The organism is Pseudomonas putida (assembly GCF_028682455.1).
Classification (GTDB): Bacteria; Pseudomonadota; Gammaproteobacteria; order Pseudomonadales; family Pseudomonadaceae; genus Aquipseudomonas; species Aquipseudomonas putida_AA.
Genome location: NZ_JANHLD010000004.1, coordinates 722,717 through 739,631, shown reverse-complemented (window position 1 = coordinate 739,631; position 16,915 = coordinate 722,717). Strand labels below are relative to the sequence as shown.

General features: G+C 63.4%; 14 protein-coding genes and 1 tRNA gene. 6 read left to right on the top strand and 9 right to left on the bottom strand.

Annotated features, from left to right (window positions below):
- Positions 1-44: 44 nt before the first annotated feature.
- The 6 genes from pal (at position 45) to NPS58_RS26630 (ending at position 3,867) form a co-directional block, all read left to right on the top strand.
- On the top strand, positions 45-542 hold the full coding sequence (gene pal / locus NPS58_RS26655; RefSeq protein ID WP_028943075.1) for a peptidoglycan-associated lipoprotein Pal: 498 nt from the start codon (positions 45-47) through the stop codon (positions 540-542).
- A 6-nt stretch (positions 543-548) separates the two neighbouring features.
- The gene (gene ybgF, locus NPS58_RS26650; protein WP_274118209.1) at positions 549-1,364 is read left to right on the top strand and encodes a tol-pal system protein YbgF; all 816 of its coding nucleotides are present in this window, start codon (positions 549-551) and stop codon (positions 1,362-1,364) included.
- Positions 1,365-1,523: 159 nt separating this feature from the next.
- On the top strand, positions 1,524-2,171 hold the full coding sequence (queE, locus tag NPS58_RS26645) for a 7-carboxy-7-deazaguanine synthase QueE (RefSeq protein ID WP_274118208.1): 648 nt from the start codon (positions 1,524-1,526) through the stop codon (positions 2,169-2,171).
- Between the two features lie 14 nt (positions 2,172-2,185).
- A complete protein-coding gene (queC, locus tag NPS58_RS26640; protein ID WP_274118207.1) occupies positions 2,186-2,860 on the top strand; it encodes a 7-cyano-7-deazaguanine synthase QueC in 675 nt (224 codons plus the stop codon).
- 61 nt (positions 2,861-2,921) lie between these two features.
- Positions 2,922-2,997, top strand: a tRNA-Lys gene (locus tag NPS58_RS26635).
- A 183-nt stretch (positions 2,998-3,180) separates the two neighbouring features.
- Entirely contained in the window at positions 3,181-3,867 is a 687-nt protein-coding gene (locus tag NPS58_RS26630; protein WP_274118206.1) for a peptidoglycan DD-metalloendopeptidase family protein, read from the top strand.
- Positions 3,868-3,869: 2 nt separating this feature from the next.
- Here the strand turns inward: NPS58_RS26630 and NPS58_RS26625 are convergent, their stop codons facing one another.
- The 9 genes from NPS58_RS26625 to NPS58_RS26585 form a co-directional block, all read right to left on the bottom strand.
- Positions 3,870-6,215, bottom strand: a complete 2,346-nt coding sequence (locus tag NPS58_RS26625; protein ID WP_274118205.1) for a cytochrome c3 family protein — start codon at positions 6,213-6,215, stop codon at positions 3,870-3,872.
- Between the two features lie 66 nt (positions 6,216-6,281).
- Positions 6,282-8,804 (bottom strand): fused MFS/spermidine synthase, encoded by a 2,523-nt coding sequence (locus NPS58_RS26620; RefSeq protein ID WP_274118204.1) that lies wholly within the window; start codon positions 8,802-8,804, stop codon positions 6,282-6,284.
- 154 nt (positions 8,805-8,958) lie between these two features.
- Positions 8,959-10,545: an arylsulfatase gene (locus NPS58_RS26615; protein WP_274118203.1), complete on the bottom strand. Its 1,587-nt coding sequence runs from the start codon at positions 10,543-10,545 to the stop codon at positions 8,959-8,961.
- Between the two features lie 91 nt (positions 10,546-10,636).
- Positions 10,637-11,641: an HAD family hydrolase gene (locus tag NPS58_RS26610; RefSeq protein WP_274118202.1), complete on the bottom strand. Its 1,005-nt coding sequence runs from the start codon at positions 11,639-11,641 to the stop codon at positions 10,637-10,639.
- Complete coding sequence (locus NPS58_RS26605; RefSeq protein WP_274118201.1) at positions 11,638-12,939, bottom strand: hypothetical protein; 1,302 nt, start codon at positions 12,937-12,939, stop codon at positions 11,638-11,640. Before NPS58_RS26605 ends, NPS58_RS26610 begins: the two co-directional genes overlap by 4 nt.
- The gene (locus tag NPS58_RS26600) at positions 12,936-14,513 is read right to left on the bottom strand and encodes a VWA domain-containing protein (RefSeq protein WP_274118200.1); all 1,578 of its coding nucleotides are present in this window, start codon (positions 14,511-14,513) and stop codon (positions 12,936-12,938) included. The genes NPS58_RS26605 and NPS58_RS26600 overlap by 4 nt, the downstream gene beginning before the upstream one ends.
- Positions 14,503-15,504 carry a vWA domain-containing protein gene (locus tag NPS58_RS26595; RefSeq protein ID WP_274118199.1) on the bottom strand — a complete coding sequence of 334 codons (1,002 nt, stop codon included), beginning with the start codon at positions 15,502-15,504 and terminating at the stop codon, positions 14,503-14,505. Before NPS58_RS26595 ends, NPS58_RS26600 begins: the two co-directional genes overlap by 11 nt.
- Positions 15,491-15,982, bottom strand: coding sequence for a DUF4381 domain-containing protein (locus tag NPS58_RS26590; RefSeq protein ID WP_274118198.1), 492 nt, complete (start codon positions 15,980-15,982; stop codon positions 15,491-15,493). The genes NPS58_RS26595 and NPS58_RS26590 overlap by 14 nt, the downstream gene beginning before the upstream one ends.
- Complete coding sequence (locus NPS58_RS26585) at positions 15,979-16,872, bottom strand: DUF58 domain-containing protein (protein ID WP_274118263.1); 894 nt, start codon at positions 16,870-16,872, stop codon at positions 15,979-15,981. The genes NPS58_RS26590 and NPS58_RS26585 overlap by 4 nt, the downstream gene beginning before the upstream one ends.
- Positions 16,873-16,915 lie beyond the last annotated feature (43 nt).

The window sequence follows — 16,915 nt, the reverse complement described above, 5'->3', positions numbered from 1 at the left end:
TTTACGTTTTACTTAACACATTGGGGTTCATTAGGAGTTTCACGATGGAAATGCTGAAGTTTGGTAAGTTTGCTGCGCTGGCTCTGGCCATGGCCGTGGCCGTAGGTTGCTCTTCCAAAGGCGGCGACGACGCTGGTCAAGGCGCTGTTGATCCTAACGCTGGCTACGGTGCCAACACTGGCGCTGTCGACGGCAGCCTGAGCGAAGAAGCTGCTCTGCGCGCAATCACCACCTTCTACTTCGAATACGACAGCTCGGACCTGAAGCCAGAAGCCATGCGCGCTCTGGACGTTCATGCCAAGGACCTGAAAGGCAACGGCGCTCGCGTCGTGCTGGAAGGTAACACCGACGAGCGTGGTACTCGCGAATACAACATGGCTCTGGGCGAGCGTCGTGCGAAAGCCGTTCAGCGCTACCTGGTACTGCAAGGCGTTTCTCCTGCCCAACTGGAACTGGTTTCCTACGGCGAAGAGCGTCCAGTTGCCACCGGCAACGACGAGCAGTCCTGGGCTCAGAACCGTCGCGTCGAACTGCGTAAGTAATTCGATATGCGAATGTGCCGTCGTGCTGTAACCGTCCTGGCGCTCAGCCTGCCACTCGTGGCATTGGCTGAGGTTCCTGTTGTTGATGACAACGCAGGCTATAGCGGCGCAAGCAGCTATCCACCTGCGGGTTATGGTACGAACGGCGCCTACGCCGGGGGAGGGGTTACGGCCCCTGCCTCGGCGCAGGGTCAGCTGTTCATGCAACTGCAGCAGATGCAGGATCAGCTGTCGCGTCAACAAGGCATCATCGAAGAGCTGCAAAACGATGTTGCGCGCATGAAACAGGAAAGCCTGGAGCGATACCAGGACCTGGATCGGCGTATTGGAACTGGCGGTGCTCCTGCCGCAGCTCCCGAGAACTCCGCAACCGGTGGCGCAGCCGCCGGTGCCGCTGCAGGTGCTGCCGCCGCGCAACAACCTGCAGCCAGTAGCGAACCTGGTGATCCGGCCAAAGAGAAGCTCTATTACGACGCTGCTTTCGACCTGATCAAAGCCAAGGACTTCGACAAGGCCAGCCAGGCGTTCAACGCCTTCCTGCGCAAGTACCCGAACAGCCAGTACGCCGGCAATGCCCAGTACTGGCTCGGTGAAGTCAACCTGGCCAAGGGCGACCTGCAAGCCGCCGGGCAAGCCTTCGCCAAGGTCAGCCAGCTGTATCCCAAGCACAACAAGGTGCCGGATTCACTGTACAAGCTGGCCGACGTAGAGCGCCGCCTGGGTCATACTGACCGCGTCAAGGGCATCTTGCAGCAGGTGGTTACCCAATACCCGGGTACCTCTGCCGCACAACTGGCCCAGCGCGACCTGCAAAAGCTCTAAACCGGTCGTTTACAAAGAAACCCGCGCTAGTCGCGGGTTTTTTCGTTAGAATCTCTGCCCTTTTATTGATCTACGCTGCTGTGAACTACGCGATGACGGGTTTTCAGCGGTGCCTGACGGAGGCGGACAGCCTGTTTAGCTGTTACGCCCGTGGCGACTATGCAAGACACATTACGTATTACCGAAGTTTTTTACTCTTTGCAGGGTGAAACGCGTACCGCTGGCCTGCCCACGGTATTTGTCCGCCTCACCGGCTGCCCGCTGCGCTGCCAGTATTGCGACAGCGAATACGCTTTCAGTGGCGGCACTGTGCGCACGCTTGACTCGATCATCGAGCAAGTCGCCGGCTTCAAGCCGCGCTACGTCTGTGTCACCGGTGGTGAACCGTTGGCCCAGCCCAATGCCATTCCTTTGCTGCAACAGCTCTGCGACGCCGGGTACGAAGTGTCGCTGGAGACCAGCGGCGCCCTGGATATTTCCAAGGTCGACCCGCGGGTAAGCCGTGTGCTCGACCTCAAGACCCCAGGCTCCAAGGAAGTTGCCCGCAATCGCTACGAGAACATCGAACTGCTGACCGCCAACGATCAGGTCAAGTTCGTCCTCTGCTCGAGGGAAGACTATGACTGGGCGGTGTCGAAGCTGATCCAGTACGGGTTGGACAAGCGCGCGGGTGAGGTGCTGTTTTCGCCAAGCCATCACGAACTGCGGGCCACCGACCTTGCCGACTGGATCGTGGCAGACAACTTGCCGGTTCGTTTGCAGATGCAGTTGCACAAACTGCTCTGGAATGACGAGCCCGGACGCTGAAAGGAGTGAATGCAATGACTGAGAAACGTGCGGTAATCCTGTTGTCCGGTGGCCTGGATTCGGCCACCGTCGTCGCCATGGCCAAGGCCGAGGGATACAGCTGTTACACCATGAGCTTCGACTATGGCCAGCGCCATCGTGCCGAACTCGATGCCGCTGCGCGGGTTGCCCGCGACCTGGGTGTTGTCGAGCACAAGGTCATCGGCCTGAACCTGGACGGTATCGGTGGTTCGGCCTTGACCGACAGCAGCATCGATGTACCTGAGTCGCCGAGTGAAGGCATCCCGGTCACTTACGTGCCTGCACGCAATACCGTGTTCCTGTCCCTGGCATTGGGCTGGGCTGAAGTGCTGGAAGCACGGGATATCTTCATCGGCGTCAACGCCGTGGACTATTCCGGCTACCCCGACTGCCGTCCCGAGTTCGTCGAAGCTTTCGAACGCATGGCCAACCTGGCCACCAAGGCCGGTGTCGAAGGGCAGGGCTTCCGTATCCAGGCGCCACTGCAGAACCTGAGCAAGGCGCAGATCGTCCAGGCTGGCATCGCCCGTGGTGTGGACTACAGTCTTACCGTTTCCTGCTATCAGGCCGACGATGAAGGCCGTGCATGTGGCAAATGTGACAGCTGCCGCCTGCGTGCCGACGGCTTCAAGGCGGCGGGTGTAGAAGATCCAACACGATATTTTTAAATTATTTTGCGATGGGGTGTTGATTTCCTGTTAGAAATCAGTATTATACGCGCCATCCAACGGGTCGTTAGCTCAGTTGGTAGAGCAGTTGGCTTTTAACCAATTGGTCGTAGGTTCGAATCCTACACGACCCACCATACGCTGTAAGAAAAAGCCCGCGTCCTGAAAAGGACGCGGGCTTTTTCGTTTCCAGACGAAAATCGAACAGCCTGATCGCATATTGGAAGGCTTGGTACTCCGTTACCGGCAATGCCGTGCGAAGCACCGGACTGCTTTATAGTAGCGGCCTTCAACATGGCGCCTGCGGGAAAGGAAGTGGTGTGTTTTTCAGGTTAATTCTGATCGCCTTTGTGCTGGCGATATCGGCGTGCAGTTCCAATTCTCCCGGCCCGGCCTCATCGGCCAATAAAGTGGTAAGCGGCGCATACAAGGTCAAGCGTGGCGACACCTTGTATTCGATTGCCACGCGCCATGGCTGGAATTTCAAGGAGCTGGCGCGTTACAACGGCATCAGTTCGCCTTATGCGGTAAACGTCGGTCAGACCATTCGCTTTGGCGGCTCGAAAACCACCAACCGCACAGCCACCTCTACCGCCAGCAAGGGCAAGCCAGCGGCCCCGGCCACCAAGGTTACCCTGCGTGGCTGGGCATGGCCGTTGGAGGGGGCGGTGATCGGTCGATATTCCTCGGCAGACAAACTCAACAAGGGCATCCGCATCGCTGCCACCCAGGGCCAGCCGGTGTATGCCAGCCTGGGCGGCAAGGTGGCGTTCGCGGTGAACATCCGCGGCTACGGCAACCTGATCATCCTTCAGCACGGCCCCTCCCATGCCAGCGTCTATGGCCACAACAGCAAGTTGCTGGTCAAGGAAGGGCAGACGGTCAGCAAGGGCCAGAAGATTGCCGAGGCAGGCTCCCTGGACACTGACCGCGTGCAGCTGTACTTCGAGATCCGCCAGAACGGCAAGCCCCTCGACCCGCTGAGCGTGTTGCCCGCCGCGGGCTGAGGTCAGCCACGGTTGGCCGGCCTTGGTTGCAGCAACGGGTCGTGCGGGTTGATCTCACGCAATGCTTCGAGCAGCTTGTTGGCCTCGGCGGGTTGCTGGTTTTCCTGCAGGTAGTGGATCAGGGCCAGGCGCAGGTCGCGGTTGTAGGGTTGTTGTTGCAGGCTGTGCCAGAGCTGTTCGCGGGCTTTTGCTGCTTGCCCCTGGTCATGCAGGGCAATGGCCAGCACATAGGCGTAGCCGGCGTTGTCCGGCTCCAGCTGTACGGCTTTGTGCAATGACTTGAGCGCGGCTTCGCGTTGGCCCTGGCGAATCAGCGCCAGGCCATTGGCCTGGTGCAGCAGGGCTGCTTCAGGATGCTGTGCCAGCGCCTCATCCAGCACGGTGCGGGCTTCACTGCTGCGACCATGGCTGTCCAGCCACTGCACCAGCGCTACGCGCGCTGGCAAGAAATCACCATCGCGCTGCATTGATATCCGCAAGTATTTTTCCACCTCGGCGTCACGGCCATTGGCCTGGTACAACAGCGCCAGGTTGAGATTGGCTTCGGCGCGCTCGAGCAGGTTCAACTGCACCTGCTCGTATTCGTCGATCGCCTTGTCGAAGGCCGCCTGGTCGCTGCCCAGGCCCGCGGCGCGGGCCGGTAACAGGGCATAGGCGGCAGCGATGCGCACGGCCAGCACCGGGTCGCGCAGCAGGGGCGCCAGCACGCCCTGGCGCTGTTCCGGCGGCAGGAGTGCGGCAACGGCTTCAAGTGCGCTCAGGCGCACTTGCGCGTCCTTGTGCTTGAGGTCGCGGGTGGCGGCGTTGAAGGTTTGTACGCTGGGGTAGTTGGCAAGCTCCGCCAGCAAGGTGGCGCGGCGAATGGCTGGCAGTGCGTTGCCTTGCAGTTGTTCGAGCAGGGCTTGTACCGCGCCTGGCTTGCCTGCGCGCACCTGGTCCAGGCTGGAGGCATAGGTGCTGCCACCGTCCTTGCCATACCAAAGGCGGAACTGATCGGCGACTTGTTGCCCCTTGGTGGACTGGTGGCAGCTCAGGCACGCGTCGGGGGTACCCAGCTTCAAGGCCTGTGCCGGTGCCGGAATGCTGAAGCCGTGGTCATGGCGAAAGTCATTGACCATGTAGAACTTGCCCGGCATGTGGCAATCCACACACTGCGATCCCGGCTGGCCAGGCGTGTGGTGATGGTGCTCGGCCGAGGTGTAGTCCTTGGCCTTGAGTCCCGCCCCATCGACACCGGCAATGGCGGTTTTGCCAGCGGTGTTGTGGCACTGCAGGCACACGCCATCGCCGGGTGCCTTGAGCTGGGTACTGTGTGGATCATGGCAGTTGCTGCAACGTACCCCCTTGGCGAACATCTTGCTCTGGGTGAAGGCGCCGTACTCGAACACCTCGTCCTTGATCTTGCCGTCCAGGGCGTACAGCTCACGGGTCAGGCGGCTGGGCAGGTAGTCATCCATCAAGCGGCGGTCGTTGTGAAAGCCGTCCCCCAATGGTGCGCGGCGAGCATGGCAGCGGGCACAGGTTTCCACTTCGCTGATGTTGTCGCCCTGGTGCGTGCTGCGACTGAAACCGGCATTGGCCTGATTGCCCGGCTTGGCAGCCCACTCCAGGTGGTTGGACGCCGGGCCATGGCAGGCCTGGCAGCCTACGCCGAGACTGTTCCAGTGGCTTTCGAAGGCTCCGCTGGCGGCGTTGAAATTGCGTTTGAAACCGGTGGTGTGACATTCCACGCACATGAAGTTGGCGTTCTGCTGTGGCTTGCTCCAGTGCAGCGGGTCCTTGAAGTCCACGCCCTGGCCCGGGTAGAGGTGAAACCACTGGTTTTTCTGGGTATCCCACGCCACGCCCAGGGCCTGGAGGTGGCCCTCGCCGGTGTCGATCAGGTACTGCTGCAAGGGCTCGACACCAAAGGCATAGGCCACGCGAAAGTCCTTGGGCTTGCCATTGGCACCGACAGTGTTCACCCAGAACTGCTCGTCCCGGCGAAAGAACCGGGTGGTTTCGTTCTCGGCCTTGAACTGGCGGTCGGCGAAATCGCCGAGCACCGATTGCTCGGTGGCCTCCTGCATGGCCAATTGGTGATGCGAGCCTTTCCAGTGATCGGTCTGGGCCTGGTGGCAGCCCTGGCACTGGGCTTCATCGACCAGCTTCGCCGGCGCTACGACCGGTGCCGGTGTCGGCGGGGACGCGGCCGTGGTCACGGCGGTCATGGGTGTCGACTGATCGACCATTATCCAGGCGATCACGCTCAGCAGCAGGGCAAGGCCGGCCAGTACAGGCCAGAACCATTGACGGGCCGGTGAAGCAGGCTGTGAGGTATCGGTACGCTTGCGATGAGGCTTGGACATGCAGACTTCCGTGATCCGATGAGCAGTGGGCAGCTTGGGTGAGGCGACAGCAGGCTGTCAAAGGTTTCAGGGCATGCCCAGGAACCAGCGAAAATAAGGGTTCTGGCCGTCTTCACGGGCCACATCGCGCACTTGCCGGGCCCAGGTTTCACGCTGGCCGCGGTAGGCGCTCAGGCCCACCTGGTAGAACCGCAGCAGGCGCTGGCGCTGTTCGTCCAGTTGCAGGCGAAACAGGCTGTTGTCGCCCTGCAGGGGAGGCGGGCTGTGCAAGGCCAGCAGCTCGGGCAGTACGCGAATGATCTCGTCGTTGCGTACCCACGGCGCATATTCGATGCGTGGTTGGTCATCGGTGACCGGCGGGGTAGCGCCGGCATAGTGCTCAAGGCCTTCTCGATCGGTTACCCAGGTGGCCAGCAGGCTGGCCGCTGAGTCGATGCCCACCGCGCTCAGGGTGCTGAGCACTTCAGGTTGCTGCAGACGCTGGCTGATGCGCGCAAGGTCAAGCTGCACCGGCTGCTGCGAGCCCACCAGCAGCATCTCGTGGAACTCGGTGGTCCACAGCGACGCATGGGGGAATACATCGAGGAAGCTGCGCACCAGCGCCCGGCTGTCATCGTTGTTCTGGGTCGGCAGGGGCAGCCACTGGGCGACAATCCCCTGGGTGTTCAGGCGGCTTGAGGCCAGCTGGTAGAAGTCGCGGGAGTACAGGTTGACCACGCCAGCGGCCGAGGGTGGTGGTGGCTCCAGGGTGATCAGGTCATAGGTTTGCGGGTTGCCGAGCAGTTCGCGGCGACCGTCTCGCAGGCGCACTTGCAGCCGTGGATCGCTTGTGGCGTTGTAGTTGCCCTGGAACAGCGAGGTTGCATTCACCACCCCGGGCAAGAGTTCTGCGACCACCCGCTGCTCAAGCCCCGGATAACGCAGCAAGGCACCGGCAGTGATCCCGGTGCCCAGGCCGATAACCAGCGCCGAGCGCGGCTCGCCGTTGTGGATCAGCAGTGGCAGCAGGGCTTGCAGGCGCATGTAGCGCAGGGACGGCAGGGCATCGCCGGTGTTGGAGACGCCCTGGATATACAAGCGGCGGAAGCTGCCCTGGCGCTTGTGCTGTTCGACCACGGCGACGGTGCCGCCACGGCCTTCCTCATAGAACACCAGATCGCTGCCGCGCGCCCCGGGCAGCAGCTTGGCCAGGCGGTCGGTGGGCGTGACCACGGCCAGGGCGAGGCTGGCGATACCCAGGGCGAACACCGCCCGGCGCTTGCCGGCGCTCACCCGCTCGCCGCGCAGCACCGCCAGCAGGGCGATCAGCGCTGCCAGCACGGCGAGCACCCCCAGGGTGCGTACCAGGCCCAACTGCGGCACCAGGACGAAGCCACACAGCATCACTCCGACGATACCGCCCAGGGTATTGAAGGCCACCACCGAGCCGACATCCCGGCCCACATGCCCTTGCTCGCTCACCAGTCGCAAGGCCAGCGGGAAGGCTGCGCCGAGCAGCGTGGTGGGCAGAAAGACGATGCTCAGGGCAACCACGGCGAAGCGGGCGCACATGCCGACCAGGGCGCTGGCGCCCATGGCCAGTACGGCGGCCTCGACCTGGGTCTGCAGGTGGATCAGCCAGCGGCCCAAGCCTGCGATTTCCAGCATGGCCAGCAGCCCGGCGCCGCCGATCAGCAGGGCGAAGGCGCCCCAGGGATCGCTGATGCGGTCGGCACGCCGCGCATACAGCGCGCTACCCAGTACCAGCCCGCCCAGGTAGGTGGCCAGTACCACGGAGAAGGCAAAGGTGCGGGTGCTCATGAACTGCACGATGGCCTGGGACCAGACCACTTCGTAGCCCAGGGCGATGCCGCCGGCGATGGCATACAACACCAGGGCCAGGTAGGCCGCGCCTTGGCGTGGTTGCGCCGGGGCCGCCTGGGTGTCGCTGCCAGGGCTGCCCTGGGCCAGCCAGAAGGCTCCCCCGGCGGCCAGCAGGTTGAGCACGGCGGCCGCGCAGGCACTGCCAAAGATGCCCAGCGCCGGAATCAAAAGGAAGGCGGCGAGCAGTGTGCCGACAATCGCTCCTGCCGTGTTGGCCGCATACAACTGGCCACCGGCGCGGCCGATGCTGTCGACATCGCGAGTGACCGCACCCACCAGCACCGGCAGGGTGCCGCCCATCAGTACGGCCGGCACACCGACCAGGGCAAAGGGCAGCAGCCACGCCAGCAACCCGAGGGTGTTTTCCATCCGCGCGAAGGGGCCGGCAGCCATGCCCAGCGCCCAGGTGGCAGCAACGCCAATCACCGCCACGGCCAGTTCGAGCAAGGCGTAGAAGCGCAGGGGCCGACGCAAGCGGTCAGCCCGTCGCCCCAACCACAGGCCACCCAGGGCCAGGCCGGCAAAAAATGCACTGATGCCTGCGGTAATGGCATACACCTCCACACCGACCACCAGCGACAGCTGTTTGATCCACAGCACCTGATAGATCAGCGCCGCAGCACCCGAGGCCAGCAACAGCAAGGCGGCCAGGGTCACGCGGGTACGAGTCTGGGGGGCGGAAAGGATGGTGGCTTTGCTGCGGCGGGAGGTACTGGCTACCGGCATCGGGCGAAGGCCTTGTATTGTTCTGCGAAACATTCTGTATAGCGCACTGCGCTGCGTGAGCCTAGCTGCGCATGTGCCAAGTAGAGCGCCAGATGCGCTGTGCCCCAATAAAAACGCCCACCCGCAACCTGAGGTTGCGGGTGGGCGTGGGGTATCACTGTTTGTTCTGTTTCATCTTTTCTGCGATCTTCGCATCTACTTCCGCGCGGATCTGATCGATACTGAAGCTCGCAGGGCGCTGGCTCGGTGGGTAGTCGATGAAGGTCTGCAGGAAGGCCGCCGACTTCATGACCGCGACACCACCCAGGTAGACGTTCTTGGTCGTCCAGTCGTAGTACTGGTCGGATACCACGTCGGCGCGCTCATACGGGTCCATCCGCAGGTTGAAGATTTTTGGCACTCGCAGGCAGACGAAAGGCTCGCTCCAGACCTTGAAACCGCCCGGTGCACGCTGTTCGCAGAACACCGCTTTCCAGTTCTTGTAGCGCATCGACACCAGCACCCCGTCGTCGTTGAAGTAGTAGAACTCCTCGCGCTCTCCCTTGGGTTGCTGGCCGGTCAGGTAAGGCAACTGGTTGTAGCCGTCCAGGTGCACCTTGAAGGTGTTTGCCCCGGTGGTTGGAGCCCAGCCCTTGAGCAGTTTTTCCTTCACGTCGGTTTCGCCGGCAGCAGCGAGCAAGGTGGGGAACCAGTCCAGGCCCGAGAACATCTCGTTGGACACCTCGCCGGGCTTGATCTTGCCTGGCCAGCGGACCATGGCCGGTACCCGATACGCGCCTTCCCAGTTGGAGTTCTTCTCGTTGCGGAACGGCGTGGTTGCCGCATCCGGCCAGGAGAACTGGTTGGGGCCGTTGTCGGTGGTGTACACCACGATGGTGTTGTCGGCGATTTTCAGGTCATCGAGGGTCTTGAGCAGTTTGCCGACGTCGCCGTCGTGCTCGAGCATGCCGTCGGCATAGTCATTGCCGGGCATGCCGCTCTGGCCCTTCATCGACTCGCGCACATGGGTGAACAAGTGCATGCGGGTGGTGTTCATCCAGACGAAGAACGGCTTGTCGGCCTTGGCCTGCTTCTCGATGAACGCTTGCGCTGCGGCGGTGGTTTCGTCATCGATGGTTTCCATGCGCTTGGACGTCAGCGCACCGGTGTCTTCGATCTTGCCGTCAGCGAAGCTGTGGATCACACCCCGTGGCGAGTTGGCCTTGACGAATTCCGGGTCGTCCTTGGGCCAGTACGGACGCTCAGGCTCTTCTTCGGCGTTGAGGTGGTAGAGGTTGCCGAAGAATTCGTCGAAGCCGTGGGCGGTCGGCAAGTACTCGTCGCGGTCACCGAGGTGGTTCTTGCCGAACTGGCCAGTGGCGTAGCCCTGGGACTTGAGCGCCTGGGCGATGGTGATATCGCGTTTTTGCAAGCCTACCGGCGCGCCAGGGATACCTACTTTCGACAGGCCGGTACGCAGTGGCGTCTGGCCGGTAATGAACGATGATCGCCCTGCCGTGCAACTGTTCTCCGCGTAGTAATCGGTGAACATCATGCCTTCCTTGGCGATCCTGTCGATGTTCGGGGTCCTGTAGCCGATCACTCCCATCGAATAGGCGCTGATATTGGTCTGGCCGATATCGTCACCGAAGATCACCAGGATATTGGGTTTCTCCGCTGCGCTGACCGCGCCTGCGGTAATGCCTATGACCGAGGCCGCGACCATCGCGAGCTTCGGTATCCATCTGCGTTTGCCAGTCATTCGACTTGCCTCCCTTTCATGATCAAGACCACCCCTTGGCGGCTAATGAATTGCTCACTGCATTGCTCGTTCACAGCACCGCTGCGCATGATCATTTCGAAACGGCCTCAAAAGGGAATACCCGTGTCCAGTCGGCAGCCATATCCACAATAGTCCAGTCCCGGCGTTTGGCCTCGTCCAGGGCCTTGTCCAGACGGCCGATTTTCGATTGACGGTCATATGCCCATTCACGCGCAGCGTCGGTGTGGTGTACCAGGCCCATGAAGCGCGGGCCTTTGCCGGCGGCGGTCCACTGCAGCATCTGCAAGTCGCCGTCGGAGTTGCCGAAGGCCAGGATTGGCCGCCGGCCGATGATTGCGTCGATGCTTTCCGGCTTGCCGGGGCCATCGTCGTTGTGGGCAAGTTTTGGCAGGCGCAGGATCGACGGTTGACCGTCGATCATCTGGAACTGGCTGACGAACGAGGTGCCGATGACCTGCTCCGGTGGAATGCCGTAGACCTCTTGGGCGAAGGTACGCATGAAGGCGGTTTCGCCCCCGGAGACGATGTACGTCTTGAAGCCCTGGCTGCGCAGGTAGTCGAGCAGCTCCAGCATTGGCTGGTAGACCATCTCGGTGAATGGCTTGCCGCTTTTGGGGTGTCTGGCCTTGGCCAGCCATGCCTCGGCGTTATTCATGAACGCCTCGGTGGTGATGCCGGTATGGGTCGCGCCGACGATTTTCATCAGGCCGTCCATGCCGCTGGCCGCCAGTGCCTGCTGATCGTTTTCCAGCACCGCCTTGAAGGGCTGCTGGTCTTTCCATTCGGGGTGCTCAGGGGCCAGGCGATGGACCTCTGCGAAGGCGAACAGCACCTGGAAGTAAGCCGGTTGCTCGCTCCACAAGGTGCCGTCGTTGTCGAACACGGCGATGCGCTCCTCGATCGGCACGTAGGTTGTCGAGCCCTGGGTCGTCACTTGCTCGACGAAGTTGAGCAGGGCCGTGCGCGGCGCGCCTTCGCGCCAGCTCGGCAGGGGTTCGGCGGCCTGCAACGGCAGCGTCCAGTGCAGCAGCAACAACAGTGCCAGCCACAGTGACCGACGATAGTGGGTGATCATGGCAACTCCTTGTCGTGTTCCGGGTTCAGGGGGCGCAAGCCATGGGGCGCGGTGGCGCTGCGGGCCCGTTTGGTGACTGCCTGGTGCAAATCGTTCAAGTGGGGAAGCAGGCGTTCAGGTGTTGTATCAGCGCTCGCCTTGGCGCCGTAGCACTGGCGCAGCACGTCCTGGCTGGCAGTGCCCAGGCGCACCCCAAGCCGGCTGCGTCGCCACCACAAATACAGGGCAGTCAGTTGCGCCGGACGTTGTCCGAGCTGCTGGGCAACCTGTTGCCAGGCGTAGTCGGCAGAGGCTTCGCGGTGCGCCTTGCGCACGCCCTGCCAGTGCAGCAGGGCCGTTCGCCATTGCTCGCCAAAGCTCCGCACCAGCAGGGCGACCAGGGTCAGCAATGCCAGTACCAGCCCGGCGGTCAGCCAGTGACGGGACAGGTGCAGGCGGGTTTGCTGGCCGAGGCGCTGCAAGTCCTGCGTCACCGAAAAGGGCGGCTGATAGGCCGGGTTGGCGCTGGCGGTGAAGCTGATGGCCGGCAGCGTGGCACTGTGCAGGGTCTTGTCCTGGGTGCTCCACCATTGCACCTGCAGTGCCGGCAACTGGTACTTGCCTGGCTTTTCGATTCGATAGGTGGCGCTGTCGATGCGCTGGCCACCGAGGGCATGCCCACGTCCGTCGTCGAGCTGTTTGACCTGCGGCGACTTGAGGTAGCGGCTCAGGCCGTCGACATCCTCCAGGGGGATGACGGGCAGCATCAGGCTCATGGCGCCTTCGGCATCGAGGGTCACCGTGCGGGTCAGGCTGTCGCCTGCCTTGAGTGCCGTGGCAGGCGGGCTGGTCTGCTGGCTCAGGTTGACCTGGCTTGCCACCAGCACCTGCTGGCCTGCACTGACCCCGGCGGGCAGCTGGACGCGCAAAGTGAGTGGCTGCGTAGTGGCGCTCAGTGGCGCCTGGGCATTGCCGGGGGTGGCCGTTACCGTCAACGCCGGTATGTGCAGGTCACCGGCCTGCTGCACGGTGATTTGGTACTGGTAGCGGATGCCGAAGAAGGGGGTGCCGTCCAGGCGTTGGGTCAGGTGCTCGGACTGGTCTCCCGGCGGCGTTGCCAGTGCACCGGGCAGGCTCAGGTCGGGCAGTTGTGGCGCGCTGGTGAACCAGGTATCGGTGAGCACGTCCAGTTGCAGCTGCACGGTTTCACCCACCACCGCGGTAGCGCCGGGCAGCAGTTGAGCTTGCACGCGAAGTTGCGGTTCGGCGGCCAGCAGGCTGGCGCTGAACAGGGCAAGCATCAGGGCCAGGGCTTTCATGGTCCACCCCGCGCAGCCTGGTCCTGCAGGCTGAATTTGCGACGCAGGAAGTTTGCCGGCGAGGTGGTCAGGTTTTGCAGCCACAGCTCATCGTTGCCGGCCTGGGCCGCTTGTACCGGCTTGCTTTTACCTTTGCCCGCCGGTTTGTCGTATTCCACCTTGTCGGGTTTTACCTCGGGGGTGTTGTCTTGCGCGGACTCGTAGTCCTTGGCCAGCGCCTGGGCCAGTGCCAGGTTGGCCTGGGCCTCCGGAAACACCGGCTGCAGGCGCAGCGCCTGGGTGTAGGCGGCAATGGCCTGGTCGAACTTGAAGCGACGGGTGTAGATGTTGCCCAGGTAGAAGTACGCCGGCGCGGTATCGAGACGGGCGAAGCTGGCTAGGGCCAGGTCGTAGTCGGCGGCGTTGTAGGCGGCGATTCCCTTCCAGTACGGATCGCTGAAGTGGACGGCGGCCGCCGGGAAATGCCCGTGCTCGAAGGCCCAGCGGCCTTGCTGGTCGGGTGTCATGAAGGCATCGGCCAGGGCGTTGGCGCGGGCATCGTTGACCGGCAGCAACAAGCCCAGCAGCAGGCAGGCACTCCAGTTCAGGCTCCAGCCGCGGCGAATGCACAGGAACGCGACCAGCAGCAGCGGCCAGCACAGCCAGTAGCCGGCGTCTTTCCAGCGCAGGGGTTGGCGCTCCTGGTTGGCACGCTCGAAATGCTGCTGGGCGTGGGCTTCGATCCAGTCCAGGTCGTCGTCATCGAGGGTCAGGCTGCCCAGCGGCGCATCCAGCGCCGAGGCCAGTTGCTTGAGCCCTTCCTTGTCGAAGTGCCCCAGTTGCGGGCGGCCCTGGCTGTCGGTGAGCGGCTGGCCATCGGCACCCTTGATCAGCCCGGTGTCGGTGCTGCCCACGGCCAGCACCAGCACTTGCAGGCGGCTGCCATCGAGCACCTTGTCCAGTTGCGCCAGTTGCGTTGCATCGGCGCCATCGCTGACCAGCACCAGGGTGGCCGGTGTGTCCTCGGCAGCCGCCAGGGTCTTGGCCTGCTCCACCACCGCCAGGGCGTTCTTGCCGGGTTGCGCGATGAGATCGCTGGCCAGGGCCTGGAGAAAGCTGTCCAGCAGGGCTGGGTCGCGGGTGGGGGGCATGACCAGGTGGGCGCTGCCGGCATAGGCGATCAGGCCGGTGGCGGCGCCCTTGCGCCGCAGGATCAGGTTATGCAGTTTGTGCTTGGCCGCTTCCAGGCGAGTGGGGGCAATGTCGGTGGCATCCATGGAACTCGACAGGTCCAGAGCCAGGATCAGCGGCGCGCGATTGTCGAGAAAGGCCGGGCGGTCCTGCTCCCAGGTCGGCCCGGCAACGGCGAGGGCGCCGATGATCAGCAACGCGCTGGCCAGGTGGACAGGCCGCAGGCGGTGCTGGTCCTCGCCGTCCAGGCGCAGGTGGGCGAGCAAATGCGGGGCAATGTTGCTGCTACAGCTGCGCAGTTGCTGGCGACGATGACGCCAGATCCACGGCAGCAGCACCCCAGGCAGTAACAACCACAGCCAGGCCGGGCGCAGAAAGTGAAACGCCTGCAGGTCAATGTCCATGCTGTCCCTCCGCCGTCGTACTGCGCGGCCGGTACGACAGCAGCAGGGCCAACAGGTGATAGCCGCCGAACAGCAGCAGCGCCGCGCCCAGCGCCAGCCAGAACAGGTCGCGCTTGGGCTGGTGGGTGAGGGTCTTGACCTGGTGCGGCGTCAGTTTGTCGAGGGTGGCATAGACCTGCTGCAGGGCGTCGCGGTCGGTGGCGCGGAAGAACTCGCCGCCGGTGGCCGTGGCGATTTCCTGCAGGCTCTTGAGGTCGACCTTGGCTTCGGCCTCGGCATTCGGGTCGCCGATACCGATGGTGTGAATCACCACGCCCCGGGCGGCGGCCATGCTGGCGGCATGGGCGGGGGTGATCGCGCTGCTGGTGTCATTGCCGTCGGTCAGCAGGATCAGCACCTTCTCCGGCTCCTTGGCCTGTTCCAGCAGCTTCAGGCTCAGGCCGATGGCATCGCCGATGGCGGTGTTGGGGCCGGCCATGCCGACATCGGTCTGGCCGAGCAGGATCGACAGGCTGGCATGGTCGAGGGTCAGCGGCGCCTGGGGGTAGGCGGCGCTGCCGAACACCACCAGGCCGAGGCGGTCCTTGGGGCGTTGGCGGATGAAGTCCTGGACCACGGCCTTGACCGCGCTCATGCGCGACACCGGCGTACCGTCGGCGCCCTTGAGGTCGACCGTTTGCATGGATTGGGAGATGTCGATGGCCAGCATCAGGTCGCGTACCGGTTCCTCATGCTGTTGCGGAGGCTCGACCAGTACCGGGCGGGCAATGGCTACCACCAGCAAGGCCCACACCAGCCAGTGCAGGAGCAGCTGCCAGATATTGCGGCGGGTACCGGGTACACCGGGTTGCTGGCCACTGACCCGGCTGATGACCTCGAAGAACGGCACGCGGATCGCACTGCGCGCCTCGACATAAGGGGGCAACCAGCGGTAGCCGAGCCACGGCAATGGCAGCAGGAGCAGTAACCAGGAGTAGTCAAACTGCCACATGATGATGCTCCACCCAGGTTCTGCAGTGCCGCATCAATGGCTGTGCATCGAATGCCATCAGTGTGCTGTCCGGCGCATAGGCCAGGCGCGCCAGTTGCTCGGCAAAGTCCGCGGGCAGCGGGGTGCGGCTGTGGGTATCGAGAAAGGCCTGCCAGTCGCTGCCGTGCAGGGTCGCGACGGCAGGGGCCTTGGGCATCGACAGCGCAACGCGCTTGAGCAACTCCGGCACGGCGCGCAGCGCTGCAATACGCTGATGTTCGTCAGCCATCGCCGTTTCCAGCGTTGCCAGTTGCCCCAGCGCTTCGCGCCGGTAACGGTCCAGTTGCCAGCGCCGATAGCGCCAGGCCCCGTAGACCAGTACGGCCAGAACCAGTATGGCCGCGAGCAGGGCCCAGCCCCAGGTTTGCGGCAGGTAGCTTGGTGCCGGTGGTAGGGCCAGCTCCTTGAGCTGGTCGATGCTGGGTACGTTTGCAGTCATACCCGGTTACCCTGGCGCTTGCCCAGTTCCAGGCGCAGTTGTTCGGTGGCGGGTAGGGCGGTGCTGAACATCAGCAAAGGCACCTGGCTGCGCCGCAGCAGGACCGCCACGTCCTGCAGGCGTCCCTTGAGAAAGTCTGTCAGGGGCGTGTGCACCTGGCGCCGCTCAACGGCCAGCTCTACCTGCATTTGGCCCTGGCTGACCATGACCCGGCCTTCGCGCGGCAGGTTCAGGGCCAGGGGGTCATAGACCTGCAGGGCGATGACATCGTTGTGCACGCGTAGCTGGCGCAGTTGGTGCAGGGTGCGCTCACTGGCGCCGGCAAAGTCGCTGATGATGCAGATCAGGTGATCGTGGGCGGCCACGCTCAGGCAGCGTTGCAGCACGTTGTCCAGCGAGGTGGCTGAGTCGCTTTCTGCGGCCTGGGCATCCAGGGCCTGGTTGAAACGAGCGGTGGCGGCGCAAATGGCCTGGACCCGGCTGCGGCTGCGCAGCGGGGCAATGCTTTCGATGCGGCTGTCGTTGAACAGCAGAGCGCCGACCCGGTCACCGCCTTTGAAGGCGATCCAGGTGGCCAGGGCTGCCAGCTGTGCGGCCAGGGCCGATTTGAAGCTACGCTGGCTGCCAAAGAACATCGACATGCGCTGGTCGATCACCATCAGCGCCGGCCGGTCGCGTTCCTCGGTATAAGTGCGCACGATCGGCGTGCCGCTACGTAGCGACGCCTTGCAGTCCAGGTGACGCAAGTCATCGCCCGGCTGATAGCGGCGCAGTTCGTCGAAGTTCAGGCCACGTCCGCGTACCCGTGAAGCATGGCTGCCGGCCAGGACGCTGGCGCGCGGTTGCCGGGCCAGGAAGCTCAAGCCCTGGGCATCTGCCTCAAGCGTCATAAGCTGGGCCAGTGAGACATACACCAGCCCGTCAGGTGCCTGT